Annotated in this window: 24 protein-coding genes and 1 pseudogene; 8 read left to right on the top strand and 17 right to left on the bottom strand. The window is 67.9% G+C overall.

All coding sequences use genetic code 11. From position 1 onward, the window contains the following. The 5 genes from EFY87_RS07710 to EFY87_RS19990 all read right to left on the bottom strand — a co-directional run. A partial coding sequence (locus EFY87_RS07710; RefSeq protein ID WP_123270882.1) for a DsbA family protein occupies positions 1 to 650 on the bottom strand: 650 nt, incomplete at its 3' end. 77 nt (positions 651 to 727) lie between these two features. Further along, positions 728 to 1,240 carry a DoxX family protein gene (locus tag EFY87_RS07705; RefSeq protein ID WP_220093556.1) on the bottom strand — a complete coding sequence of 171 codons (513 nt, stop codon included), beginning with the start codon at positions 1,238 to 1,240 and terminating at the stop codon, positions 728 to 730. A 122-nt stretch (positions 1,241 to 1,362) separates the two neighbouring features. Beyond that, positions 1,363 to 1,734, bottom strand: coding sequence for a class I SAM-dependent methyltransferase (locus EFY87_RS07700; RefSeq protein ID WP_220093555.1), 372 nt, complete (start codon positions 1,732 to 1,734; stop codon positions 1,363 to 1,365). A 27-nt stretch (positions 1,735 to 1,761) separates the two neighbouring features. After that, positions 1,762 to 2,469, bottom strand: coding sequence for a DsbA family protein (locus tag EFY87_RS07695; RefSeq protein WP_158607543.1), 708 nt, complete (start codon positions 2,467 to 2,469; stop codon positions 1,762 to 1,764). Between the two features lie 729 nt (positions 2,470 to 3,198). Next, positions 3,199 to 3,531 (bottom strand): hypothetical protein, encoded by a 333-nt coding sequence (locus EFY87_RS19990; RefSeq protein ID WP_148043283.1) that lies wholly within the window; start codon positions 3,529 to 3,531, stop codon positions 3,199 to 3,201. A gap of 330 nt (positions 3,532 to 3,861) precedes the next feature. Here EFY87_RS19990 and EFY87_RS07690 point away from each other — a divergent pair, with 330 nt between their 5' ends. Both EFY87_RS07690 and EFY87_RS07685 read left to right on the top strand, forming a co-directional pair. Continuing rightward, entirely contained in the window at positions 3,862 to 4,089 is a 228-nt protein-coding gene (locus EFY87_RS07690; RefSeq protein WP_148043282.1) for a hypothetical protein, read from the top strand. Further along, a complete protein-coding gene (locus EFY87_RS07685) occupies positions 4,086 to 4,439 on the top strand; it encodes a hypothetical protein (protein WP_123270879.1) in 354 nt (117 codons plus the stop codon). Before EFY87_RS07690 ends, EFY87_RS07685 begins: the two co-directional genes overlap by 4 nt. Positions 4,440 to 4,595: 156 nt before the next feature. Here the strand turns inward: EFY87_RS07685 and EFY87_RS07680 are convergent, their stop codons facing one another. After that, the gene (locus tag EFY87_RS07680) at positions 4,596 to 5,294 is read right to left on the bottom strand and encodes an HAD family hydrolase (protein WP_123270878.1); all 699 of its coding nucleotides are present in this window, start codon (positions 5,292 to 5,294) and stop codon (positions 4,596 to 4,598) included. Beyond that, positions 5,291 to 7,066: a proline--tRNA ligase gene (locus EFY87_RS07675; protein WP_220093554.1), complete on the bottom strand. Its 1,776-nt coding sequence runs from the start codon at positions 7,064 to 7,066 to the stop codon at positions 5,291 to 5,293. Before EFY87_RS07675 ends, EFY87_RS07680 begins: the two co-directional genes overlap by 4 nt. Positions 7,067 to 7,282: 216 nt before the next feature. Here EFY87_RS07675 and EFY87_RS07670 point away from each other — a divergent pair, with 216 nt between their 5' ends. Genes EFY87_RS07670 through EFY87_RS07660 form a run of 3 tightly spaced genes read left to right on the top strand, consistent with a single transcriptional unit; the run spans position 7,283 to position 11,445 of the window. Next, positions 7,283 to 8,479, top strand: coding sequence for an EfeM/EfeO family lipoprotein (locus EFY87_RS07670; RefSeq protein ID WP_123270876.1), 1,197 nt, complete (start codon positions 7,283 to 7,285; stop codon positions 8,477 to 8,479). Further along, complete coding sequence (locus EFY87_RS07665) at positions 8,480 to 9,760, top strand: Dyp-type peroxidase (RefSeq protein WP_123270875.1); 1,281 nt, start codon at positions 8,480 to 8,482, stop codon at positions 9,758 to 9,760. A 38-nt stretch (positions 9,761 to 9,798) separates the two neighbouring features. After that, positions 9,799 to 11,445 (top strand): phospholipase C, encoded by a 1,647-nt coding sequence (locus EFY87_RS07660; protein WP_220093553.1) that lies wholly within the window; start codon positions 9,799 to 9,801, stop codon positions 11,443 to 11,445. A 93-nt stretch (positions 11,446 to 11,538) separates the two neighbouring features. Here the strand turns inward: EFY87_RS07660 and EFY87_RS07655 are convergent, their stop codons facing one another. Further along, positions 11,539 to 13,197, bottom strand: a complete 1,659-nt coding sequence (locus tag EFY87_RS07655) for an acyl-CoA dehydrogenase family protein (RefSeq protein WP_123270874.1) — start codon at positions 13,195 to 13,197, stop codon at positions 11,539 to 11,541. A 47-nt stretch (positions 13,198 to 13,244) separates the two neighbouring features. Between EFY87_RS07655 and EFY87_RS07650 the strand changes: the two genes are divergently transcribed. After that, the gene (locus EFY87_RS07650) at positions 13,245 to 13,937 is read left to right on the top strand and encodes an MSMEG_1061 family FMN-dependent PPOX-type flavoprotein (protein ID WP_123270873.1); all 693 of its coding nucleotides are present in this window, start codon (positions 13,245 to 13,247) and stop codon (positions 13,935 to 13,937) included. After that, the gene (locus EFY87_RS07645; RefSeq protein ID WP_245988528.1) at positions 13,934 to 15,310 is read left to right on the top strand and encodes a CoA transferase; all 1,377 of its coding nucleotides are present in this window, start codon (positions 13,934 to 13,936) and stop codon (positions 15,308 to 15,310) included. The genes EFY87_RS07650 and EFY87_RS07645 overlap by 4 nt, the downstream gene beginning before the upstream one ends. On the opposite strand, the gene EFY87_RS07640 is transcribed toward EFY87_RS07645, so the two are convergent. The 4 genes from EFY87_RS07640 to ispG form a co-directional block, all read right to left on the bottom strand. Further along, entirely contained in the window at positions 15,300 to 16,142 is an 843-nt protein-coding gene (locus tag EFY87_RS07640; RefSeq protein ID WP_181445464.1) for a GNAT family N-acetyltransferase, read from the bottom strand. The two genes, EFY87_RS07645 and EFY87_RS07640, sit on opposite strands and share 11 nt — an antisense overlap. Before the next feature lie 78 nt (positions 16,143 to 16,220). Next, positions 16,221 to 17,852 carry an alpha/beta-hydrolase family protein gene (locus EFY87_RS07635; protein ID WP_158607542.1) on the bottom strand — a complete coding sequence of 544 codons (1,632 nt, stop codon included), beginning with the start codon at positions 17,850 to 17,852 and terminating at the stop codon, positions 16,221 to 16,223. Positions 17,853 to 17,936: 84 nt separating this feature from the next. Beyond that, positions 17,937 to 18,560, bottom strand: coding sequence for a hypothetical protein (locus EFY87_RS07630; RefSeq protein ID WP_123270871.1), 624 nt, complete (start codon positions 18,558 to 18,560; stop codon positions 17,937 to 17,939). A 100-nt stretch (positions 18,561 to 18,660) separates the two neighbouring features. Further along, entirely contained in the window at positions 18,661 to 19,821 is a 1,161-nt protein-coding gene (gene ispG, locus EFY87_RS07625; RefSeq protein ID WP_123270870.1) for a flavodoxin-dependent (E)-4-hydroxy-3-methylbut-2-enyl-diphosphate synthase, read from the bottom strand. Between the two features lie 172 nt (positions 19,822 to 19,993). Between ispG and EFY87_RS07620 the strand changes: the two genes are divergently transcribed. Then, entirely contained in the window at positions 19,994 to 21,430 is a 1,437-nt protein-coding gene (locus EFY87_RS07620; RefSeq protein WP_220093552.1) for a nucleobase:cation symporter-2 family protein, read from the top strand. Between the two features lie 60 nt (positions 21,431 to 21,490). Here EFY87_RS07620 and EFY87_RS07615 read toward each other — a convergent pair. The 5 genes and pseudogenes from EFY87_RS07615 to EFY87_RS07595 all read right to left on the bottom strand — a co-directional run. Further along, positions 21,491 to 21,697: pseudogene (locus EFY87_RS07615) on the bottom strand (GNAT family N-acetyltransferase); the annotation flags it as partial. Positions 21,698 to 21,779: 82 nt separating this feature from the next. Further along, positions 21,780 to 22,673, bottom strand: coding sequence for a phosphotriesterase family protein (locus EFY87_RS07610; protein WP_123270867.1), 894 nt, complete (start codon positions 22,671 to 22,673; stop codon positions 21,780 to 21,782). Beyond that, on the bottom strand, positions 22,670 to 23,275 hold the full coding sequence (locus tag EFY87_RS07605; RefSeq protein WP_220093551.1) for a DUF4865 family protein: 606 nt from the start codon (positions 23,273 to 23,275) through the stop codon (positions 22,670 to 22,672). The genes EFY87_RS07610 and EFY87_RS07605 overlap by 4 nt, the downstream gene beginning before the upstream one ends. Then, the gene (locus EFY87_RS07600; protein ID WP_123270865.1) at positions 23,272 to 23,667 is read right to left on the bottom strand and encodes a cupin domain-containing protein; all 396 of its coding nucleotides are present in this window, start codon (positions 23,665 to 23,667) and stop codon (positions 23,272 to 23,274) included. The genes EFY87_RS07605 and EFY87_RS07600 overlap by 4 nt, the downstream gene beginning before the upstream one ends. Continuing rightward, positions 23,664 to 24,254 (bottom strand): TetR/AcrR family transcriptional regulator, encoded by a 591-nt coding sequence (locus EFY87_RS07595; protein WP_245988527.1) that lies wholly within the window; start codon positions 24,252 to 24,254, stop codon positions 23,664 to 23,666. The genes EFY87_RS07600 and EFY87_RS07595 overlap by 4 nt, the downstream gene beginning before the upstream one ends. Between the last annotated feature and the right edge of the window lie 35 nt (positions 24,255 to 24,289).

Below are 24,289 nucleotides of genomic sequence, written 5' to 3'. Positions count from 1 at the left end.
CCCGCCTTGCCGGCGTTGGTCATCGTCGCCTTGACATACTTCGCATAGCTGCGGTCGTCGACGCAGGTGTTGAACTTGGTCAGCGCGGCACCGGTGATGCCCGCCTGCTGTCCATATTTCTTGATGTCCGCGAGGGTGTAGCTGTCACCCTTCTCCTCTTCCGACTCCGGGCGCTGCCCGGCGAAATTCGCCTTGTGGTAGGCCGCCGCCTCCCCCTCGTCGGCCGCACAGTAGAGCCCGTTCGCCGCGATGGTGGAGGCAGGTGCGTTCTGGAAGTTGTCCTCCAGGAACGTCATCAGGTGCCACACCAGCTTGATCTTCCCGGCCTTCGCGTCGGCCAGGATCTGCTCGCCGTTCGCCTTCTCCAGGTCATTGCAGATCGGGCACTGGAAGTCCTCATAGAGATCCACCGTCGGCGCCCCCGCCTGCAGCTTCACCCCCGGATAGGCCCGCAGGCCCTTCGCATCGCTGGTCCCGCCCTTGGGCACCGGTCCGGAATAAGCGCCACTCTTGTTCGCCTGCGTCACGAAGACACCGACGACGATCGCGACGACCAGGATCGCGGCGATCACGCCGCCGATCAGGCCCTTGGAGGGTCCGTCCTTCGGCTTGCTGGCCGCGAGTTTCTGCGAGGCATCAGGGCGTGGCATGGAGTCACCTTAGCTAGGAATTTGTTGAACTTGAAACGACCAGCGGTTGACGCCGGTTCCCATCCGGGACCGGATTGTCAGCCCCACAGCGCCTTGTCGGCGCTGAACCGGCTACGCGGCCAGCTGACCAGCCAGGCCGCGCAGATCAGCAGCCCGACGTCGCGCAGGAGGTCCCATTTGTATGCCGCAGTCGTCGGCAGCTTGCCGTTGTTGCCGAAGCATCCGCACTGTATGACGATGCCGCGCGCCCACACGGAGCTGATCCCGATGATGAAGGCGATCATCAGCAGGCCGCCCAGGATGGCGGTCATCCGGGTCATCAGCCCGGCGATCAGCAGCAGCCCGAAGAGGATCTCCACGAACGGCATGACCGCGCCCCAGATGTTGGCCAGGTCGTAGGGCAGGATTTGGAACGCCCGGGTGTCCATCTGGGTCAGGGACAGCTCACGCGCCTTGAGGATGCCGGCAACCAGGTAGGTGATGCCGAGGATCAGCCGTGCGGCCAGCCCGATCCACTCCATTGCGGGGTGTTGCTGCCAGCGGGTGCGGGCGACGACGCTCGAGGACCCCGAGTCGATCTGCTCTGTCACGCCCGACAGCGTAAACGACGTCTCTGTCGGTGCGGCGATTCCCTACTCCGGCACCTTGCTGGCGCGGAACCGGACGGCGTAGTCGTTGGTGATGACGTCCACCGCGCCGAAGCCTGCTGCTGTCAGCCGCTCGGCGAAGTGCTCGGGATCGACCGGAACGTACTGTCGCCGTGGTGCAGCATCGTCAGGCACATGGCGCCGGAGAAACGGCCGGCCGGCAGCGCGGTCCGGGTCGCGTCGGCGCACAGCACCTCGACGTTCGTGCCGGCCAGTCGCGCCGCCAGGGCTTCGGCGAGCTGCGGGTGCACCTCGACCGCAGTGAGCCGGGGCACGAGCGTGCGGAGCACGTCGGTGGTCAGTCCCTGGCCGGGGCCGACTTCGAGCACGTCATCGCCCAGGTCGACGCCGTCGAGCACCCAGGGGATGATCCACCTGCGCACGGCCTCGTCCCACTCGGCGCTGGAACAGAGCAACAGGTGTTCCTCGTTCGTCACCGAACTCCGTGGTCGTGAACTCGCAGGTCACTTGGCGTATTTCGCCAGAATGCTGTTGAAGCTGTTCGGGGTCTGCAGCAGGGTGCCGTAGTCGGCGGACCCCGGTTTCACCTGCTTGCCGTTGATGAACACCGTCGGCGTGGTGTTGACGCGCGCCTTGCCGGCGTTGGTCATCGTCGCCTTGACATACTTCGCATAGCTGCGGTCGTCGACGCAGGTGTTGAACTTGGTCAGCGCGGCACCGGTGATGCCCGCCTGCTGCCCGTACTTCTTGAGGTCGGCGAGGGTGTAGGTGTTGCCGTCCTTTTCCTCGTCTTCCGAGCGCTGTCCGGCAAAGGTCGCCTTGTGGTACGCCGCCGCCTCGCCCGCGTCCGCTGCGCAGTAGAGCCCGTTCGCGGCAATGGTCGACGCGGGTGCATTCTGCAGGTTGTCTTCGATGAAGGTCATCAGATGCCAGACCAACTTGATCTTGCCGGCCTTCGCGTCGGCCAGGATCTGCGCACCATTCGTCTTCTCCAGATCCCCGCAGATCGGGCACTGGAAGTCCTCGTAGATGTCCACGGTCGGTGCCCCTGCCTGCAGCTTCACGTCCGGATGGGCCTGCAGCCCCTTTGCATTACTGGTGCCGCCTTTGGGCACCGGCCCGGAATAGGCGCCGCTCTTGTTCGCCTGAGTCACGAACACCGCCACGACGACGATCACGACGAGGACGGTGGCGATGATGCCAGCGATCAAACCCCGGGACGGTCCGTCCTTCGGCTTGCTTTCCGCGAGTCGTTGCGAGGCGTCAGGACGTGGCATGAGGTCACTGTAACCAGTGCAGGTGCGGCGCGGGCTCCGGATCGCCCGCATGTCGACTCGGCGCGACCGCTCGCACGTGCTCAAGGAGGTGGCCTCCGGCATACACGCGCTCGCGCCAGATTTCGGCTCAGTCAGCATCCACCACCCGGACGGCCATGGCTGCGCCTGCTCAGGACCACGAGCAGCACCGCCAGCACACGTAGCAGGAGGTGATCAGCGGGCGAATCGAATCCTGTGGGAACTTCGCTCACAGGAGTGCCATAACACCGGAGACAACAGTCGCTGCGAAACTTTGTCGCGCCGTCCGCATCAACATGAACGCCCACACCTACGCGGCTCCCGCAAGGTCGTGTCCTTGCTGGATTTGACCGCGTCGAACACCTCGATCACCTCGTGTGCCTTCTGGGTGCCGAGGAATCTCTGATCCGCGTAGAGGTCCAGCAAGTGACCCTCGACCTGTCCGTAGCGCGCGGTGAGCTGCCCTGCCCACCGGTGAGGTCATCACCGACGCACCCGTGGGCGCATTGGTGGCGACGGAGCATGCGCTGCTGGTGGCAGCCGTCGGGAAGGTTCGCACGGGGACGGTCGGAGCGCCTCGTAAGGTGCTGATCGATCAGGCAATTCCAGGGAATTCCTCGGCTCTCATGTTTCGTACTCCTCCTCTTAGAATGTTGGCGCCGAAATTTTCACGGATATCGTGTCGGTCGCCCGCTTGACCGGCACGTAGAAGCCTTTTATTTTCTTGCTGCCCCCGGAGCTGATTTGGATGGCGATGTAGTCACCATTGGCGGTCTTGATTGAATCTTCGACGTGTACTCCGGTGAATCGAGAGGGTGGAATGGAGACGCCCTCGTCGCATGATGTGGACAGTCGCAACCAAGTGTAAGAGAGCGGGCCCATCACCACGGGTTGCGGATGTTTGGATAGGTCCACCAGCCACGGGGATGAGCCGGTTGCAGGTGAATAGATTTTCGTTCCACAGATGCGCGCGGTCAACGGAGCGTTTATCTGTGAATCGCACGCAGCCACGAGTGGAATGACGAGAGCAACCGCTGCCGCCCTGGTAACCCCCTTCATACTCAGCAAATCCCACCTCGTCGCAGATCAATTCGGGAAGGTGCTCACAGAAGCGTATGCCCCCTGTTGACATACGGCGCCGTGGCGATAGTGACGCCCTGGCGACAACAACCAATTACTAAGACGCTACACCGCGACTGCCCCCTGGGAAGACTCGAGAGCGCACCGGAATCACTTGCTCCCGTATCGATGGCCGGCTCGCTGGCGCAGTCGCACAAGCACGGGGTGTCGCGCCGAAACGCGATATACGTGATCTTGAATTCGACGTACGACGACGTGCTCGCGGACGAGCCACGAGAGGAAGGACACATCAAGTTGTTCATCGGTCCACGGCACGCGCAGGCGTCGCCGACCGAGGAGATCGAGATCCTGGTGCACGAGTACCCGGACCACCCGGGCCGGGAGGCTGTGATCTTCCACGCGCAGCCGCTCAGTGCCGAATACCGCCGTTATCGAGAGGAGCACCTGAAATCATGAGCACCGAGATCGACTACGACGCCCTTGAGGCGCGTCTGACCGACCCCGACTACCCGGTGCGCAGCGCCGGCCAAGTCAAGACAGGCGACGCGGCCGCCGCCGACGGCCACGCTTTCCTGCTGCGCGAGTACGGATCGGACGAAGCGATCGCCGCCGCGATGAGCGTGCCGCGCGGCCGGCCACGTGTCGGCTCGCCGAAGGCCGGCCCGTCGCCCACCGTCCGCGCACGGATCAGCGACGCCGACTACGCCGCGTTCAAGAAGCTCGAGGCCGCAACCGGCCGGAGGCAGAGCGACCTGGTGCGCGAAGCCGTGCACCGGCTGCTCGTCGACCACAAGCTGGTCAGCTGATAGGCGCCGAGCTCGCATCAGGCGACGACGGAATTTCCCAGGCCCTCGCCGCGATCAGCCGCAATCGCTCAGCGACCAGGTCGACCAGGTGGCAGCTAAGCAGTCTCGCCAACCCCTCCGGACACCAATACGTCACCTGGCCCGACGACTGACCAGTCAGCCGGCCCAGCCCCTGACGACGTGCAGCACGTCGAGCAACTCGTGCGCGACGGCATCCGGCGTGGCCTCGGTGGGCACGACCTGCGCCTCCGGCAGCACCGAGTGCGGGATCCAGATCGCGCGCATGCCGACCTGCTGCGGGCCGTGCACGTCCTCGAAGAGGCGGTCCCCGACATACACGCACTCAGCCGGATCGACATCCACCGCCGCGGCCGCAGCGCGGAACGCCTCCGCGTGTGGCTTCGCCCACGCGATCTCGCTCGAATAGACGTCACCATCGATCAAGTCGAGCAGCCCGTCACGCTCGAACAGGCCGCGATGATAGTCGCGCTCCCAGATCGTGTTGGACAGCACGCCGACGCGAATCCCGCTCTCCCGCAAGCCCTCCCACGTCTGCCGCACCTGCGGGTCGGCGAACGTGTGCGGCTCCCAGTAGTCGCGGTAGGCGGCCAAACCGGCCCGGTGCTGCTCGCTGGCGAGGTCGGCGCCGGCGTCAGTCAGGATCTCCGCCAGCCGGGCGCTCGTATGGTGCTCGCGAGCCCGCCCCCAGGCAACCGCCGTCGCGTCGAGCAGCCGGCCGGCCAGCGACGGGTCTCCGTATGCCGCGGCATACGACATCGCCTCGGCGTCGAAATCGATGTCGTGCCAAGGCGTCAGCGTGCCGCCCCAGTCGAAGATGACCGCCCGGACAGTCACAACGTGCGAGCCGGCTGGGCGATCTCGGCGGTCACTTCGGCAACCACCTCCGCCAGCGGTATGTCGCGACGCTCCCCGGAGCGACGGTCCTTCAGCTCGACCACACCGTCCGCCAGTCCCTTGCCCACGACCAGGATCGTCGGCACCCCGATCAGCTCGGAGTCCTTGAACTTCACGCCCGGCGACACCTTGCGGCGGTCATCGAAAAGCACCTCCACGCCTGCGGATTCGAGCTCTCGGACGATCTCCTCGGCCTTGACGAAGACCTCCTCGTCCTTTCCGGTCGCGACCACGTGCACGTCGGCGGGCGCGACGTTCCGCGGCCAGATCAGCCCGGCGTCGTCGAGGTTGTCCTCGGCGATGGCGCCGACGGCGCGGGTGACGCCCACGCCATACGAACCCATGGTGACGGTGACCAGCTTGCCGTGCTCGTCCAGCACCTTCAGGCCGAGCGCCTCGGCATACTTCGTGCCGAGCTGGAAGATGTGCCCCATCTCGATCCCGCGAGCCAGCTTGAGCGTGCCGTGCCCGGTCGGCGACGCGTCGCCCTCCCGGATCTCGGCGGCCTGGATGGTGCCGTCCGCGGTGAAGTCGCGGCCGTGCACCAGATCGATGACGTGGTGGCCGTGCTCGTCCGCGCCCGTCACCCAGGCGGAGCCGATCGCGACCGACGGGTCGAGCAGGTATCTAATGTGACTGCTCGTGCTCTCCCCTAACGCACCGGGCCCGATGTAGCCCTTCGCCAGCATCGGGTACGCCGCAAAGTCCTTCTCCTCAAAGGCTTCCACCTCGGCGGGTGCGACCTTCGCCTCCAGCCGCTTGGTGTCGACCTCGCGGTCGCCCGGCAGCCCGACGGCGAGCGGCTCGCGCGTGCCGTCGGGGTGCACCAGCATCACGATGACGTTCTTGAGGGTGTCGGCCGCGGTCCAGTCGCGGCCATCGGCGCGCGGGTGGTCCTTGTTGAGTGCCGCGACCAGGGTGTCGATGGTCGGGGTGTCAGGGGTCGGCTCGACGTGCGCGGGTCCGGCAGTGACCGCCATCTCGGGTGCCTGCGGCACTTCCACCGCCTCGACGTTGGCGGCATACCCGCTGTCGTCACGCACGAAGGTGTCCTCGCCGTGCGGGCTGACCGCCAGGAACTCCTCGGACGCCGACCCGCCCATGGCACCCGAATCCGCTTTGACGATCACGTATTCGAAGCCGAGCCGGTCGAAGATGCGGATGTAGGCCTCGCGGTGGGCGTCATACGCCTTCTGCAGCCCGGCTGAGTCGACGTCGAACGAATAGGAATCCTTCATGATGAACTCGCGGCCGCGCAGGATGCCGGCCCGCGGGCGCGCCTCGTCGCGGTACTTGTTCTGGATCTGGAAGAGCGCGAGCGGCAGGTCCTTGTAGGACGAATACATGTCCTTGACCGTCAGGCAGAACATCTCCTCGTGCGTCGGACCGAGCAGCATGTCGGCGTCCTTGCGGTCCTTGAGCCGGAAGAGGTTGTCGCCGTATTCGGTCCAGCGGTTCGTCGCGTCGTAGGGCTCGCGCGGCAGCAGCGCCGGGAACTTCACCTCCTGGCTGCCGATGCGCACCATCTCCTCGCGCACGATGTTCTCCACCTTGGCGAGCACCTGCATGCCCAGCGGCAGCCAGGTGTAGATGCCGGGCGCGACGCGGCGGATGTAACCGGCCCGGACCAGCAGCTTGTGGCCCGGCAGCTCCGCGTCGGCCGGGTCCTCGCGCAGAGTTCGCAGGAACAAGGTCGACATGCGCAGTGCCACTTCGGGCTCCTTCTGAGGGTATGACGGGTGATATCCCGGACACCGAAGGATATCGGGCGCTGCGCCGAGTCGCTCGTCGCTCCGCCCAGCCGCTGACCGTCGAACCCTGGCAGCACGCTGGGAGTTCGGCAACGTAGCAGTGAACAGCAGCCGACGATAGCCGAAAATTGTTACGTGACAGACAGTTTCGTCATACCGGATCCGTAGGGTAGCCGCGTGCTATCACGAGGCAGCGGACTGCTTGGTCTGTCGGCGGTCACCCTGTTTGCGGTGACCGGATGCGGGTCCGGCGCCACCCCACCGGCGCCACCGTCGGCGGCGCACAGCACTGCCGCGACCGCCGACGCGGGCGCGGGCGCGCTCCCCCAGGTCAGCGCGTCGCGCAGCGCCTGCGGCACCGGGTGGACGCGCGCGCAGGCCGGGCTCGTCCAGCTGGACGTACACAACACCGACATCAACGCCGCGGAGGTCTATCTCGCCAACGCGGCCGGGAAGGTGTATGCCGAGGTCGACCCGCTCGGACCGGCCGCGTCCGCGGTGCTGACCGCGTCGCTGCCCCAGGGGACCTATCACCTGATCTGCTCGGTCAACGACGCCGACCCGGTGGACGGCCCGACGGTGCGGGTCACCGGGCCGGCTCCCGGCGGCACGGGTGTGCTGCCAGTGACCTCCGCGCAGCTGGCGCCGATCGTCATCGGCTACCAGCACTGGGTCGGTGGACGGCTGAAGGTCATGCAGGCGAACGCCCGGACGCTCAACACCGACTTGCGGCGCGGCGACCGGGCAGCCGCACGGGCGGATCTGGTGACCGCCGACCACACCTGGGGCACGCTCGGCGGCGCCTACGAGGCGTTCGGCGACACCGGCGAGGCGATAGACGGCAACGCCTACCCCTGGCCACAGGGCGTGCACGACCCGCACTGGACCGGCCTGCTGCGCCTCGAATACGGCCTCTGGCACGGCCAGTCGCTCGCGTCGCTGACGAAGTATGGCAACCAGCTGACCAAGGACCTGAACACTCTCGAAACCACCTTGAGCAGCACGGAGTTCGACCCGCTCAGTGTCGTGCTGCGCTCGCACGAGATCACCGAGGGCTCGCTCAACCAGACGCTCACCGGCCACAACGACTATGGCGCTCACGACGAGCTCACCGAGGTACGCGGCCAGCTCGCGGGTAGTGCCGAGCTGCTGCGGCGGCTGAAACCGCTTGTCGCACCGCGATATCCGGGGTATGCCGCCGTGGTCAAACAGCTCGCGAAGACCCGAGCCGATGTCGCCGCCCAGACCAGCTGGCAGGTCACGACTCCGGACCAGCCGCCCAGCACGGGACACGAACTCGTCGACGGCGACGTCGCCGAACTGACCGAGTTGCTCTCGCCCATCCCCGCCATGCTCGAACCGAGGGTTTTCTGAATGCCGAATCTCAGCCGACGCACCATGCTCCTCCGTGCGGGTCTCGCGACCGGCGGCGCGGGCGCTGCTGCCGCTCTCGCTGCCTGCCCAGCCCACGCCACACCCTCCGCGACCAACCCGCAACTGCCGTCCGGTCCGGTGTCGGGAGATCACCCGATCGGGAAAGCCGGTGGCGGCAACCCATGGCGACCGATCCTCCCCTTCCACGGCGCTCACCAGACCGCCGTGCTCGGCGACCCGCTGCCCGAGGCGACCATCGTGTCGTTCGATCTGCTCGTCTCGAACAAGGCCGAGCTGACCGGCCTGCTGCGCACCCTCACCGAGCACGTGCGAGCGCTGATCGGCGGCGGCGTGCCGACACCCGCCGGCATCGCGGGCACCGATGGCAGCGGCATCCTCGGGCCGAGCGCGCCACGCCACGCGCTCGAGGCGATCCTCGCGTTCGGGCCGGGCGTGTTCACCGAAAAGTTCGGCCTCGCGGATGCGAAGCCGCGCCGGCTGCGCCCGATGGACACCTTCCCGAACGACCAGCTCGACCCCGCCTGGTGCGGCGGCGACCTGCTCCTCACCCTGCAGGGTTACGAGCGCGACGTCGTCACCAACGCCTTGCGTGATGTATGCCGTGCCACCCGCGGCGGCATGCAGATCCGTTGGAAGCAGGACGGATTCACCTCCTCCCCCAAACCCGCCGGTCACCCGCGCAACCTGCTCGGCTTCAAGGACGGCATCGCCGGGCCGGACACCGGCAACGCCGCACAGGTCGGCGAACTGGTCTGGGCCGGTGCGGGGGAACCGTCCTGGGCAGCGGGCGGCACTTATTACGTGATGCGCCGGATCCGGATGCTGGTGGAGTTCTGGGACCGGGTCTCAACCTCCGAGCAGGAGCGCATGTTCGGCCGGCGCAAGGACTCGGGCGCACCACTGACCGGCGGCGGCGAGGAGTCGCTGCCGAACTACTCGAACGACCCGAACGGCAACGCCATACCCCTGGACAGTCACATCCGGGTCGCGAATCCGCGCACCCCGGAGACCGCGAACTCACAGTTCCTGCGTCGCGGCTACTCCTACGACGCCGGCGTGGACGCGGTCGGCAACCTCGACATGGGCCTGATGTTCGGCGGCTTCAACGCCGACCTGGACCGCCAGTTCGTCGCGGTGCAGAAGCGGTTGGTGGACGAGCCGCTGGTCGACTACATCACCCCGGTCGGCGGCAGCTACTTCTTCGCACCGCCGGGCGTCCGCGACACCACAGATTTCTACGGGAGCGCTCTGCTCGCGTAGCGACAACCGCACCACCGAAACCCCCTGGAAGGAAAACCGTGCAGAAGAAACCCGCACTGCTCGCCGTCGCATCGGCGAGCGCTGTGCTGCTCGCCGCGGGCGCGACCGTTGCAGCGCAGACGACGGCACATGCCGCGACGCCGGCGCACCATCACCGGCCGCCGCACTCGCGGACCACGACGCCGATCAAGCACGTAGTCGTGCTGTTCGACGAGAACGTCTCCTTCGACCACTACTTCGGGACCTACCCCCACGCGGCGAACACCGACGGCACGAAGTTCACGGCGGCACGTCATACGCCTCGCGCCAACACCGAGCAGAGCGCCGGCCTGATCCGCTCGAACCCCAATCTCTACAAGCCTTTCCGGCTCTCCCCCGCCGAGGCCGTGACCTGCGACCAGAACCACTCCTACCACCCGGAGCAGAAGGCGGTGGACGGCGGCAAGAACGACAAGTTCGTCCAGAACACCAGCGTCGACACCTGCACCGGCGAGTATGGCGCACCCGGTCTGGCAATGGGCTACTTCGACGGCAACACCGTCACCGGGCTCTGGAACTACGCACAGCACTATGCGATGAGCGACAACATGTACGACTCGACCTACGGGCCGTCCACGCCGGGTGCGCTCAACCTGATCGCCGGCCAGACGTACGGCGCGTACGCGGTCAATTCCAAGACCGGTGCGCGGGTGAACGACAGCCAGGTCGTCTCGCACCCGAATGCCAAGGGCATCGGGACCAAGACCACCGACACCGACCCCGCATTTGACGACTGCTCCGACAACGACCACACCTCGACCAACAACCTCGCTGCGATGACCGGCACGAACATCGGCGACGACCTCGACGCCGCGCATATCTCGTGGGGCTGGTTCCAGGGCGGCTTCGCGCCGACCACGCCATACAAGGGCAAGGGAACCTACGCCAAGTGCGACGCTGGGCACGCCAATGTCGGCGGTGGCCGGTCGGTCGACTACAGCCCGCATCACGACCCGTTCCAGTACTACAAGGCTACGGCGAATCCGCACCACCTGGCGCCGAGGTCGCTGGCCGAGGTCGGGCGGGACGGCCGGGCGAACCACCAGTATGACCTGAGCTGGTTCAACAAGGCGCTGCGGCACCGTGACATGCCGGCGGTATCGTTCCTCAAGGCACCCGCCTACCAGGACGGCCACGCCGGCTACTCGGACCCGATCGACGAGCAGCACTTCCTCGTCACGGAGATCAACGCGATCGAGAAGTCGCCGGAGTGGAAGAGCACCGCAATCGTTGTCACGTATGACGATTCGGACGGCTGGTACGACCACCGGAGTTCGCGGGTGCTGACCGGCGCTCACGATCCAGCCCTCAACGAGCCGATGTGCAAGAAGGTCAAGGAGCCGGCCGGCCGCACCGGCGCCCAGGACGACCGCTGCGGGCCCGGACCGCGCCTGCCGTTCGTGGTCATCTCGCCATACAGCAAGGTCAACTACATCGGGCACGCCCCGCTGGAACAGGCGTCGATCATCAAGTTCATCGAGCAGAACTGGCGCCTGCCGGAGCTGCGGAACGGGTCATTCGACGCACGCGCGCACTCCTTCGCGTCCCTGCTGGACTTCTGCCGACCGGAGGCGTCACGCGTGCTGCTGCGCCAGAACGGCTCGATCGCCAGCGTCACGCCGCCGCGGCATCACCGGCACCACTGAAGCACCGCTGACCCGGGCACGAGCCCGAACCCTGAGTGACGGCGGACTCGGCGAGTGACGGTGCAATTGCGCCGTCACTCGCCGAGGAAGCCGTCATTCGCGGTATGGCGCGGCGCGGCGGACAATCGCCGCCGTGTCGAGTCCCGCTGGCAGGGTCCCGAACACCCCGGCGTGCTGGCCCAGCACGCGAGAAACGAGGAACGCGTCGGCGACCTCCTGCGGTGACTGCCGGATCAGCAAGGACGCCTGCAACAGCACCGCCATACGGGCGGCGAGCCAGCGGGCGACATACTCCGCACTCTGCGGGTCGGCAAGGTTCGCAATGGTTTTCAGCACCTCGACGACGCCGTCGTGCAAATCCGCCGAACCGGCCGCCTCCACCTCGTCCCGCCATGCGTCCACGCCCTCCGGCTGCCGCTGCAGCACCCGGAGCACGTCGAGTGCGTTGACGTTGCCACTGCCCTCCCACACCGAGTTGAGCGGCGACTCGCGGAAGAGCAGCGGCAGGCCGGACTCCTCGACATACCCGTTGCCGCCCAGCACTTCGAGCGCCTCGGCGACGTGCGCCGGGGTGCGTTTGCACACCCAGAACTTCGCCAGTGGCAGCCCAATCCGGCGCAACGCGCGCTCTCCCGGGTCGTCGGGCGCGTCGGCCGCTCGCGCCAGCCGCAATCCGAGCGCCGCGCCAGCCTCCGACTCGACCGCGAGGTCTGCCAGCACATTTCGCATAGCCGGCTTGTCGGCGAGCACACCGCCGAAGGCGCTGCGGTGCTGCGCGTGCCAGACCGCCTCGGCAACGCTGCGCCGCATCAGGGACGCCGAGCCGAGCACGCAGTCGAGCCGGGTCGCCGCCACCATCTCGATGATGGTGCGCACGCCCGCGCCCTCGTCACCGAGCCGGGACGCGAACGTGTCGACGAACTCCAGCTCACTGGACGCGTTGGAGCGGTTGCCGAGCTTGTCCTTCAGCCGCACGATGTGCAACCCGTTGCGGGTGCCGTCCGGCAGCACGCGCGGCACCACGAAACAGGTCAGGCCACCCGGCGCCTGCGCGAGCACCAGGAACAGGTCGTTCATCGGTGCCGAGGTGAACCACTTGTGCCCGGTGAGCCGGTAGCTGCCGTCGGCACCCGGCAGCGCGACGGTGACGTTGGTGCGCACATCGGAGCCACCCTGCTTCTCCGTCATGCCCATGCCGGCGAGGAGGCCACGCTTGTGCGCCAGCGGACGTAGCCCGAAATCGTAGGTGGTAGAAGCCAATCCGGGCGTGAGCTGGTCGGCGAGCCTCGGGTCGGCGCGCAGCGCGGGCACCGCGGCATACGTCATCGTCATGGGGCAGCCGTGCCCCGGCTCGATCGCGCTCCACGCGATGTATGCCGCGGCGCGCCGCAGGTGCGGCAGTGGGTCCGCCGAGACCCACGGTGCCCCCGCGAGCCCGAAGCCGATGCCCTGGCGCATCATCCAGTGCCAGCTGGGGTGGAAGTCGACCTCGTCGAGCCGGGCGCCGTAGCGGTCGACCGGGCGCAGCACCGGCTCATGACGATTGGCGAGCATCCCGTGCTCGCGTGCCTCGGCCGAGCCGGCACGCTGCCCGAGTTCCTGCAGCGAGTCAATGATCCGGCCCGCCGCCGCACCCCCCTGCGCCCGGATCGCGCTGAGCAGGGCCGCATCTCCGTCGACCGTGTTGTGCCCGGTCAGCGGCGGAGGCTGATTGGCCGGAGTGCGTCCGAAGGGGTCCACGTCGTGCGCCATGGCCCCAGGCTACGCACCGGCACACGCTGGAGGGCTACCGTCGACTCATGGCTGCAACGCTTTCGCCCGACGTGTCCGCCCCCCGGTTCCCCGACGGGTACCGGGACCTACCGACCGTGACGTCCACGGAGCAGCTCGAGGCCTTCGGCGTCCCGGACCCGGCTGTCCGGGACAAGGTGCGCGACCGGCTGCACCCCCTCGACAAGGACTGGCTGGCCGCGTCGCCGCTGGTGTTCGTCGGCACCGCGTCTCCGGACGGCCGGTGCGACGTGTCACCGAAGGGCGATCCGGCCGGCATCGGGCACGTCCTCGACGAGCACACGCTGGTGCTGCCGGAACGTGCCGGGAACAAGCGCATGGACGGCTTCCACAACATCCTGGCGAACCCGCACGTCGGGCTCGTCTTCGTCATACCCGGTCGCCAGGACACGTTGCGGGTCAACGGTGTTGCGCAGCTGGTCACCGACGGACCGTTCTTCGACGACCTCGTGGTCAAGGGTCACCGGCCGCTGCTCGCGCTCGTGGTGCACGTCGAGGAGGTGTTCTACCACTGCCCCAAGGCGCTGATGCGCGCGAAGGCGTGGGACCCGGCCAGCTGGCACCCCGAGTCGGTCGCGCGGTATGCCGACGTCGCCAAGCAGTTGTGGCGGGCTGGCGACGACCCAGCCGCGGTGGACGAGCACTACCGCGACGAGAAGTACGCCGCGGAGCTCTACCCCGACCTCGTCAGCCGGCCGTGACCGATCCCGACACCCCGGCCTGGCCGGTCCTGCCGCTGCCCTGGGCCACCGACCCGCTGGCCCGCGGCCCGCGCCGCATCTGGGACGGGCCGCTGGACGTCGAAGGTCTCGCGGTCGCGAGCGTCGCGGCTGCCGCATCGGCCGCCAATTCCCTTGCTTTTTACCGTGATTCAGCTTGGCAGTGTTTCGTGTCCAGTGGCCTGGTGGCTGCCTCGTTCGGGTCCATCGGCCGGCTCCGGGTCGACGACGAGCCGGTGAAGCCGTGGGGTGCCCTGTCCGGTTTCTATCGCACGAGGGACGGCTGGATCCGATTGCACGCCAACTACCCGCATCACGCCGCGGTGCTGCGCAGCCAGCTGCACGCCACCAGCCGGGAGGAACTCGCCGCTGCCATCCGGGGGCGGGAGGCGCTCGAACTGGAGCAGACCCTGCGCGCCGCCGGCGGCATCGCCGGCGCGGTGCGCACTGCCCAGGTATGGCGAGAGCACCCGCATCACGTGGCCGCCATCGCCGACCGGCCGCTGATCAGCCTCGGCATGCCGACCGGAGGGCGACGCCCGCTCGAAACGTCGGCCTCCCTGCCATTGCAGGGGATTCGAGTGCTGGACCTGACCCGGGTGATCGCCGGGCCGACCGCCGCCCGCTTCCTCGGAGCACTCGGTGCCGACGTCCTGCGCATCGACAATCCGGCCCGGCCGGAGCTGCTCGACCAGCACCTGGACACCGGTTTCGCCAAGCGGACGGCGGAACTCGACTTCACCACCGCGCAGGACCTTCGCCGGGCGCGGGAACTCACTACTTCGGCCGACATCGTGCTCAGTGCTTACCGGCCGGGTGCGCTCGCCCGCTTCGGCCTCGACGCAGCCAGCCTGCTGTCGGATCATCCCCACCTGGTGGTTGTCGAGCTGTCCGCGTGGGGTGACACTGGCCCGTGGGGCGGCCAGCGCGGTTTCGACAGCATTGTCCAGGCGGTGAGCGGCATCGCCACCACCTACGCGGACGCCTCCGGCGCGCCCGGCGCGCTGCCCGTGCAGGCACTCGACCACGCGACCGGATATCTGATGGCGACCACGGCCATGCGGCTGCTGGCGCGTCGCCCGCACGAGGGCGGCGCGAGTGCGCGCCTGGCGCTGGCCCGGACCGGTGACTGGCTGCTGGCGCATCCGGCGCCGGAGCTCGATCCGGAGTTCGAGTTCGACGGACCCGACTGCCCGCTGTGGTCGGCGACGGCCCGATCGCCATACGGGACAATCGAATACGTGCGACCACCGGCGTTCGCCAACGGCGTGCCGCTCGATTTCCCGTCGGCGCCGCGCCGTTACGGCGTCGATCCGCCCGAGTGGTGGATCGACGACGAGCCGGTCACAGGATGACGGTGGCGAACGTCCCGACCTGACGGAACCCGGCCGCGTGGTAGGTGCGCAGCGCCGGTTCGTTGTAGTTGTTGACGTAGAGCGTGACGGTCGACGCGGTGGTCTCGAGGATGTGTTGCACGACCGCGCGCATGGCCGGCTCCGCCAGCCCCTGACCGCGAGAGTCCGGAGCGACCCATACGCCCTGCAATTGGGCAACTCCGGCAGCGAGGGAGCCGATGTCCGCCTTGAAGACGACGCGGCCGCCCTCGATGATGACGTAGGTGTGCCCGGCGCCGATCAGCGCACTGACCATCCGCCGGTAGTCGCGATCGGAGCCGACGTATGGCGGATAGCCGATCTCCTCGGTGAACATCGCAGCCGAGGCGGGCAGCACCAGGTCGACCTCGTCCGGCCGAGCGGGGCGCACTCGCCCGTCGATCGGGTCGCAGCCGGTGCTCGGCGGCGCGGAGACCGCCATCATCGGCTGATCCCGCCGCACCGAACGGGCGTCACCCCAGTGGCGCTCCAGCCGCGCCCACAGGCCGAGCACCTGCTCCGCGTCGCCGAAGATGGACGAACAACGCCGCCGCTTGCGCCGCAGCCGCCCGGCAAACGCGTCCAGCGCCGCATCGTCCGCGCCGATGGGCACGACATTCGCCGAGGTCCAGCACACCGAACGCAGCCGGCGGCCCTCGTCGACGCCCAGCAGCGCCGCCGCGAACGCCGGACCGCCCTCCAGGAGGCGCGCCGCCACGAAGACGTTGGCCAGCGGATCGACCGCGCACAGGTCCAACGCCTCGGAGAAGTCGCCGGGCCCGAGGGACCGCGCTCCGCTCAGCGTCCGTAACACGGCTACAGCCTTTCACCCGGCGCCCTGCCGCACACCGAAATCAGCCGAACGATTCGCCCGACCGGACTCAGGACGGTCTCAGGTCGTCAGGGACTCCACGGATGCGACGATCTTCGCCTTCTCGGCGGGCGTGACCGACACGCCGAGCACGGCCGCCCAGCCGTTGACGAGCTCGGCGCGGTACCGGTGACCGTGCCCGCCACCGGTGTCGTTGGCCGAGATCAGGTCGACGGTGGTCAGCCAGAAGGTCACCAGCGGATACCAGGAGAGGTCCTTGTCGACGTCGAACCCGGCCCGCTCCCGGGTCCACGCCGGCTGCCGGTAGAGCAGCGACGGGTCCCACCACACGATCGGATCGGACGGGTGTTGCATGAACAGCACGCGCGGGTAGCCCCACGTGGCCAGCGGCCGGCCGTAGGCATCGGTGGTGATCTGCTGCGGGTTCCCGGCGAAGCGGATGTTGGCCCCGTTGTCGATGACCGGTGCGACCTCCGGGCTGCCCTTCTGGCGCGCGGCAGTCAGATTGCGCCAGAGCGGTGTGGCGTTCGGCGTGCCGCTCCACAACGCTCCGTCCACGGAGTCCAGCACCTCTGTGCCGGTGGTGAAGGCCGACTCGGTGCTCAGCGCGCCGAGCGACTCACCGGACAGCAGCAGCTTCGGGCGATGCGGGGCCGGCCGGGCGTCAACCAGCCGGATGATCCGCTCGACCAGTTCCGCGCCGACATGCGCGGGCAGGGACCGGTTGGTGAGGAACTGGGCGATGCTCGGCAGGAAGGAATACTGCACGGCGATCGTCGCGACGTTCCCGTCGGTCAGTGCTTCCAGGCTGCGCACGTTGTATTCGTCGACCCAGCCGCTGCCAGTAGTGCCGACCACGTTGAGGTACTTGCGGTTCAGTGCGCCGGTGCGGTCGATCTCCCGCACGATGGTGTCGACCAGCTCGTGCGCGTCGACGGCGCCCGTCTCGGGCGCGGCATACAGCCGGATCGGTGGGATGGCGGGCCGGCCGGTCAGCGCGCGCAGTTGCGCCGCGGTCGGGGTGTGCGCCGTATAGATCTCGCCTTCGCGGCCGAGGTCCCGCCAGGGCTGCGTCGCGCCCGGGCCGCCGGAAACCAGCCGTGACGTCGGCGCGTGCAGCCCTTGCGGCGGGCTGTTGTTGACGTGCGCCGCCGACGCCGACAGCGCCTCGAATCCGCGGGCGGCGATCACGCTGCGAGTCAGCCAGGCTCCGCTGACCGCGACGAGGCAGACTGCCACGAGTCCGGCAACCGGTTTAGGAAGCGCGAAGCCGAGCACGAACCGGGACGCCCGGAAGACTCCGCGGATCGTCCAGATCAGGCCCATCACCACACCGGTGAGCAGCAGGGCTGCAATCAGCGACACCGCATCGCCGCCCAGGGATGGGGCGTGCAACCCGACCAGACGGGCGCTGTGCCGGCGCCCCCGGAATCCGGCGAACCAGAGCGTGACCGTGATGAGGCCGGCGAGCGCCCAGAGCACCAGATGCACTCGGGTGCGGTGCCGGTCGTCGCGGATCTCGATCCGCACACCGAGCCAGCCACCCGCGACAGAACCGATCGAACCGAGCAGTGCGCCTACGGCATACCCGGTCAGTGCCGAGATGGCGGTCGCGACCGCCTGCACATACCAGGGCCGCGGCAGCAGGCTGGGCGCGAAGCTGACCAGCAGCGCCAGCCAGCCGACGATCAAGCCGGTCGCGGAACGCCTGCGGAGGAAGCGGACCAGCGCGCCGGACCGACGCGGTCGTGGCAGCCGGAGGCAGCGCACCGCGGATCAGCGCCGTTTGACGATGCCGACGACCCCGAGCACCGACATGACGATGCTCGCCACGAGCGCGAGCCACAGCCCCCAGCCGACCTGAGCACCGCTGGTATCACCCGAAATGTCGTTGAAGTCGTATCCCGTCGTCAGCAGGCAGAGCAGACCGAGCACGAGCGCGACGACAGCCGCCGCGCGTGGTGTCTTGCCGAGGCCGCGCAGCACAGCGAGCACGATCACGATGATCGCCATGGACATGACGACCGCGCCGTCCTTCACCTCGTCCGGCGACTCGTGCACGGCGCCGGACACCTGACCGAAGCCGTTCACCGACACGTGGCCGAGGATGCCCAGGTCGATCGTCGCCCACGGTGCGAAACAGCCGGCGATCGCGAGCAGCGCCGCGAGGGCCGTCAGCCAGCCGATCGTCCGCGCTCCCGAGCTCAGCGGCACCTTCGTCGGCTTCTGGAAAGCGTAGGGCTGGCCGAACTGGAATTCCCCGGGACGTTGCTGCCCCGGGTAGGGCTGCGGGTTGTATGGGGGTTGCTGGCCGTACGGCGGTTGCGGTTGCTGCCCCGGGTAGGGCTGCGGGTTGTATGCCGGCTGCTGCCCGTACGGACCCGACGGCGGCTGTGTCATCTGAAGTCTCCCTTTCCAGGGCGGCACCCTATCCCCCGCCCCGGACCGGCACGCGGTCGGAGCGCTCGGCAGCATCCCGCTGGCCGGCGAACGCGCCGGATCAGCCGACGGTGACGCTCGGGCTACCCGCGGAGTCCTCGTCGATCGGCTCGCCCATCTCCTCGGCGATACGCATGGCCTCCTCGATGAGGGTCTCAACGATCTCCGACTCCGGCACGGTCTTGATGACCTCGCCCTTGACGAAGATCTGGCCCTTGCCGTTGCCCGAGGCAACACCCAGGTCGGCCTCGCGGGCCTCGCCCGGCCCGTTGACGACACAGCCCATCACGGCGACGCGCAGCGGCACCGTCATACCCTCCAGGCCGGCGGTCACCTGGTCGGCCAGCGTGTAGACGTCGACCTGGGCGCGCCCGCACGACGGGCAGGAGACGATCTCCAGCTTGCGGGGTTTCAGGTTGAGGGACTGCAAGATCTGATTGCCGACCTTCACCTCTTCGACCGGGGGGGCCGACAGCGATACCCGGATGGTGTCTCCGATGCCCTGGGACAGCAACGCGCCGAAGGCCGTCGCGGACTTGATGGTGCCCTGGAAGGCCGGGCCCGCCTCGGTCACTCCGAGGTGCAGCGGCCAGTCCCCGCGTCCGGCGAGCAACTGGTAGGCCCGCACCATCACCACGGGGTCGTTGTGCTTCACCGAGATCTTGAAGTCGTGGAAGTCGTGTTCCTCGAAGAGGCTGGCCTCCCACACCGCGGATTCCACGAGCGCCTCCGGTGTCGGCTTGCCGTACTTCTCCAGCAGTCGCTTGTCGAGCGAGCCGGCGTTGACGCCGATCCGGATCGAGACGCCGGCGTCCTTGGCCGCCTGGGCGATCTGCTTGACCTGGTCGTCGAACTGGCGGATGTTGCCGGGGTTGACGCGGACCGCAGCACAGCCCGCGTCGATTGCCGCAAAGACGTACTTCGGCTGGAAGTGGATGTCGGCGATGACGGGGATCTGTGACTTCTGCGCAATGGCGGGCAGTGCGTCGGCGTCGTCCTGACTCGGGCACGCCACGCGGACGATGTCGCATCCGGCGGCGGTGAGTTCGGCGATCTGCTGCAGAGTCGCATTGACGTCCGTGGTCGGGGTCGTGCACATCGACTGCACCGAAATCGGGGCATCTCCGCCGACCTCGACCTTCCCGACCTTGATCTTGCGGGAGGTGCGGCGGGGGGCGAGGACGGGAGCGGGGGCGCTCGGCATACCGAGGGAAACTGTCACCTCCTCAGTATTACTCGCCCTCCCGCCGCGGCCACCAACGGCTCGTGGTCCACGATTCAACAACCTGTTGACGCCGCACGTTGCCTGTGTCACTCTTTCATCTACCGAAATTCAGATTCCGCACTGCGAGAGCAGGCTCGTCATACGCGGGCACCGACTGAAGGATGGCGCCGTGAAACTCCTACGACGCGAAACGAACCCGAAGTATCAGGGCCGGCCCGAGGACACGATGTACGGTCCCGGCCGGCTGCTGGTCTACGGAACCCAGCACATCCTGACCATGTATGGCGGAGTGATCGCCCCACCCATCATCATCGGCGGAGCCGCGCACCTGAAGGCGTCGGACGTCGCGCTGCTCGTCACCGCAGGTCTGTTCATCAGCGGCCTCGCAACACTGCTGCAGACGCTCGGGGTCGGCCCCGTCGGCAGCCGGCTGCCCATCGTGCAGGGCGTCTCGTTCGCCAGCGTCTCGACCATGGTGTCGATCGCGAGCAAGGACGGCGTCCGGCCGGTGCTCGGCGCCATCATCGTCGCCGGCATCATCGGCGTCATCGCGTCGACCTACTTCGCCAAGGTGGTGCGCTTCTTCCCGGCTGTCGTGACCGGCTCGATCATCACCGTGATCGGTGCCTCGCTGCTGCCGACGGCGTTCACCTGGTGCATGGGCGGCAACTCAGGCGCCAAGGACTTCGGCGACCCGGGCAACATCGGGCTCGCCGGCATCACCCTGCTGATCATCGTGCTGATCAGCAGGCTCTTCCAGGGAGCGATCTCCCGGCTGTCGATCCTGATCGGTATGGCGATCGGCACCCTCCTCGCCATCGTGACCGGCCGCGCCGACTTCTCCGGAGTGAAGCACGCGGACATCGTGGCGCTGCCACAGATCCTGCACTTCGGCTCACCGACCTTCCAGATCGGCGCGATCATCTCGATGACGATCGTGATCTTCGTGATCATGACCGAGACCACGGCCGACATCCTTGCCATCGGCGAGATCGTCGGGACCGAGGTCGACGACAAGCGAGTGGCGGCTGGGCTGCGCGCCGACATGGCCGCGACGACCGTGGCGCCGTTCTTCGGCAGCTTCCCGGCGAGCGCATTCGCACAGAACGTCGGGCTGGTCGCGCTCACCGGCATCAAGAGCCGCTTCGCCGTCGCGACAGGTGGCGGCGTCCTCGTGCTGCTCGGCCTGATGCCGGTCGTCGGTGCGGTGATCGCGGGCATCCCGTTCCCCGTGCTCGGCGGCGCCGGCATCATTCTGTTCGGTTCGGTCACCGCCAGCGGCATCCGCGCCCTCGCGCGCGTCGACTACGGCAACGGGCTCAACCTGGTCATCGTCTCCGTGGCGTTCGGCTTCGGTCTCATCCCGGTCGGCATGCCGACCTTCTGGGACAAGTTCCCGGACTGGTTCCAGGTCATCATGAACTCCGGCATCAGCTCCGCGGCAATCAGCGCCGTCGTGCTCAACATCTTCTTCAACGAGTGGAAGTGGGGCAACAAACCCGGCGCGTCCGTCTTCGCCGAGCGGGAGAACCGGGTCGAGCAGTTCGGCGACCGGCTGGAAGACGACATCCCGACCGCGTCCCGTTCTCGCGACCGTCGCGACTAAGGGACAGGCTTCGCGCGTTTCGCGTCCCGGACCCTCGACCGTCGCGCCTACGGGACAGGTTCACCCCGCCCGGTGCTCGGCCGCCAGGATCGCCCAGATGTGCTTGTCGTGGAAGGTGCCGCCATTCAGCCACGCCTGGCGCAGTTGACCTTCCAACGTCATACCCAGCCGGCCGGCGACGGCGATGCTGCGGGTGTTGTCCGCTCGGCACTGCCACTCCACCCGGTGCAGACCTCGCTCCCCGAACGCCCAGTCCAGCAGCACCCGGCTGGCAGCGGTGACCGACCGCTATCCGGAACGGGTGCTGATCGACCTGCTCGACACGCAGCTGCGCCAAACCGCGGTCGGCTCAGCGATCACGTAAGGCAAAGGCCCGCCGCGGATTGGCGACCGTGATCGCGTCATACGCCTCGTCACCGATCTCGAGTCGCAGGTCGGCCCCGAAGCGAGTGAGCAAATGCGGCATACCCGGCCCGGCGGTGACCGAACGCGCTGCCGCCGTGGTGGTGTCGCCGCCGATCAGCAGCTGATCCCCATGGCCCCGCTCGACGAGGCGCCGGATGCAATCCGGTGTCCGCCAGTCCGTCCGGTGGTTCGCTCGCGATGGCCCGTCGAAGCACATGAAGACACCACAGTCGGCCAGCCGCAACAGATTTCGCTCCTCCGGGTGCCGGCCGACATGGCCCAGGATGATCGCGTCCGTCGCGGCTCCGGCGTCCGTCAGCACCTCGATGACCTGCTCACCCGCCGTTCCGAGCTCGAGATGTATGGCGATGGGAACACCGGTCTCCCGGTGAGCCATCGCGGCAGCCTGAAGCGAGATCCGTTCCCACTCGTCGAGATGGTGGTAGCCCGTGCCGATCTTGACCACCCCGCACGGTGCGGACGAGTCTGCGATGTCGGCACCGAAGGCATCGCGCAATTCGTCGAATGACTCCTCGGTCGCCGGAGCATAGTGTTCCCGGCGATGCCGGCCGGTCGCCGAAATGATGTTGATGCCGGTCGCGCTCGCGAGGGCTGCCAGCTCCGCGCGGTGCCTGCCGAGACCGCGCGGCGTCCACTGCACGACCGTCCGTCCTCCGGCAGCGGCAAACGCCTGCGCCTCCGCGAGCGCCGCGCCGGCATCGTCCAGTTCGACGCCCGGGAGCAGGTGCGACCGGAAGAAGAAGTGGTCGTGCGCGTCCGTGACTCCGAGGCGCTCGGCCGGGACGTCACCGAGAACCGTGCGAACGCGAACGGTCACCGGTCCGGCCCCGGCTGGCTCACGTGCAGCACGCAATAGCTAGTCGTGTGCTCATCCACCACAGGAGCACCATCGGTGGTCATGAACTCCACTGCACGCCAGGACGAAGGGTCGATGCCGGCGACCGCGAGGTGCGTCCCGGGCTGACGGCCGGCGTCGCGGACCCGTGCGGCCAGAGTCGCAGCAACCTCGACCAGGTCAGCGCTCTGCGCAATCGGCGTCGAACGCACGGTGGCGTACGTCACGGCGCCCGGAGGCACGGCACCGGCTGCCGCAGCTTCGGGCCCCCAGGTGTGTATGGCGGGACGCCCGAAATCTCGAACGATGCCGTCGAATCCTGCGCCGCGCCAGAGGAATTGCGCTGCGGCAGCGGAGTCACCCCAGAGGTAGAACGGCGCGTATTCGTTGACCGGCGACTCGGCTGAGTCCGCTACCCGAACGCAATATGCCTTGCAGATCAACCCTGCGCGGTCGTCGAATGCCGGTCCGCGCGTCCGAACCCGCTCCTCGATGATCTGCATGTCGTAGTCGGTCGGCAGGGTGATCGGATATTGCAGCAGCAGCTGCGGCCAGAGGTGCGGATCCAGCACGTTGTCGCTCACCCCACACCGCCGGCAAATTCGTTGTCGGACAAGGCATCCCGCCATACGACGCGGTCTGCTTCCGGCGTCTCGGTCTGCACGGCGATGTGCTCCATCGAGGCCCCGGCACTGGCGCCGTGCCAGTGTTCTTCGCCTGCCTCGGTCCACACGATCACGCCGGGTGCCAGCTTCAGGAGCTGGCCGTCCCGGATGCCGACCCAGCCGGATCCGGCCGTGCAGATGAGCAATTGGCCGCGCTCGTGGGAATGCCAGGCAGTGCGTCCGCCGGGCTCGAATCGCATCGAGTAGGCGTGTAATTGCGGGTCGCCGGGCATCACGTGCACGCCCGCAGCAGTGCCGGTGAACCGTGGATCTCCGGTGAACTCCGACGGCGTCGAGTCCATGAGTTTCATCGAGCAGCTCCATCCGCTGAGTGAACTTCCAACAGTGACACCGCTCCTCGCACCGCCCGCTCGAATGGTGCCACGTCGCCGGCGGCGCGTGCCAGCACATAGCCGCCCTGGACGACGGCGAGAACGGTGTCCGCGAGATCCCGGGGATCGGCGTCGTGCGCGAGTTCCTCGGCATCGACGGCCTCCTGCAGCACCGACACGATCAACTCTCTGAGCTGCCCGAAAGCGGCAGTCAGAATTGCCGCGAGTTCCGCCGACGCCAGCACGTCGGCATCGCCGGCCATCCGGCCGACCGGGCAGCCGCGCAGGATTTCCCGTTGCAGCATTAGGTAATTCGAGATCCTGGCCAACGGTGTTCCATCGGTGGCCAGCACGTCGCGCGCACGCTGCAAGACTCCCGCCGCGCCGCGTTCGAAAGCTGCAACCGCGAGTTCCTCCTTGCCGGAGAAGTGGTGGTACATGCTGCCCTGGCCGACGTGCGCCCGCTCCAGGATCGCGCGCGGGCTGGTGGCTGCATAGCCGCGCTCCCACAGCAGCGCCTTGGTCGTCTCGATGAGCGCCGTGCGAGTGTCGTTCGATCGGGTCACGCTGTACATACTAGTAGTTACAGTTGAGCGACTGT

The sequence above is a fragment of the Flexivirga caeni genome (genome assembly GCF_003724155.1).
Taxonomy (GTDB): Bacteria; Actinomycetota; Actinomycetes; order Actinomycetales; family Dermatophilaceae; genus Flexivirga; species Flexivirga caeni.
Note: the sequence above shows the minus strand (reverse complement) of the source record. Positions and strands in the feature narration are given on the sequence as shown.

Bases quoted from the DNA above. Each gene is read 5' to 3' on its own strand.
- EFY87_RS07655 (WP_123270874.1), bottom strand. From the start codon at position 13,197: ATGGCGCACGACGTGGACCCCTTCGGACGCACTCCGGCCAATCAGCCT.
- EFY87_RS07630 (WP_123270871.1), bottom strand. From the start codon at position 18,560: ATGACACAGCCGCCGTCGGGTCCGTACGGGCAGCAGCCGGCATACAAC.
- EFY87_RS07650 (WP_123270873.1), top strand. From the start codon at position 13,245: ATGGCTGCAACGCTTTCGCCCGACGTGTCCGCCCCCCGGTTCCCCGAC.
- EFY87_RS07685 (WP_123270879.1), top strand. From the start codon at position 4,086: ATGAGCACCGAGATCGACTACGACGCCCTTGAGGCGCGTCTGACCGAC.
- EFY87_RS07600 (WP_123270865.1), bottom strand. From the start codon at position 23,667: ATGAAACTCATGGACTCGACGCCGTCGGAGTTCACCGGAGATCCACGG.
- EFY87_RS07665 (WP_123270875.1), top strand. From the start codon at position 8,480: ATGCCGAATCTCAGCCGACGCACCATGCTCCTCCGTGCGGGTCTCGCG.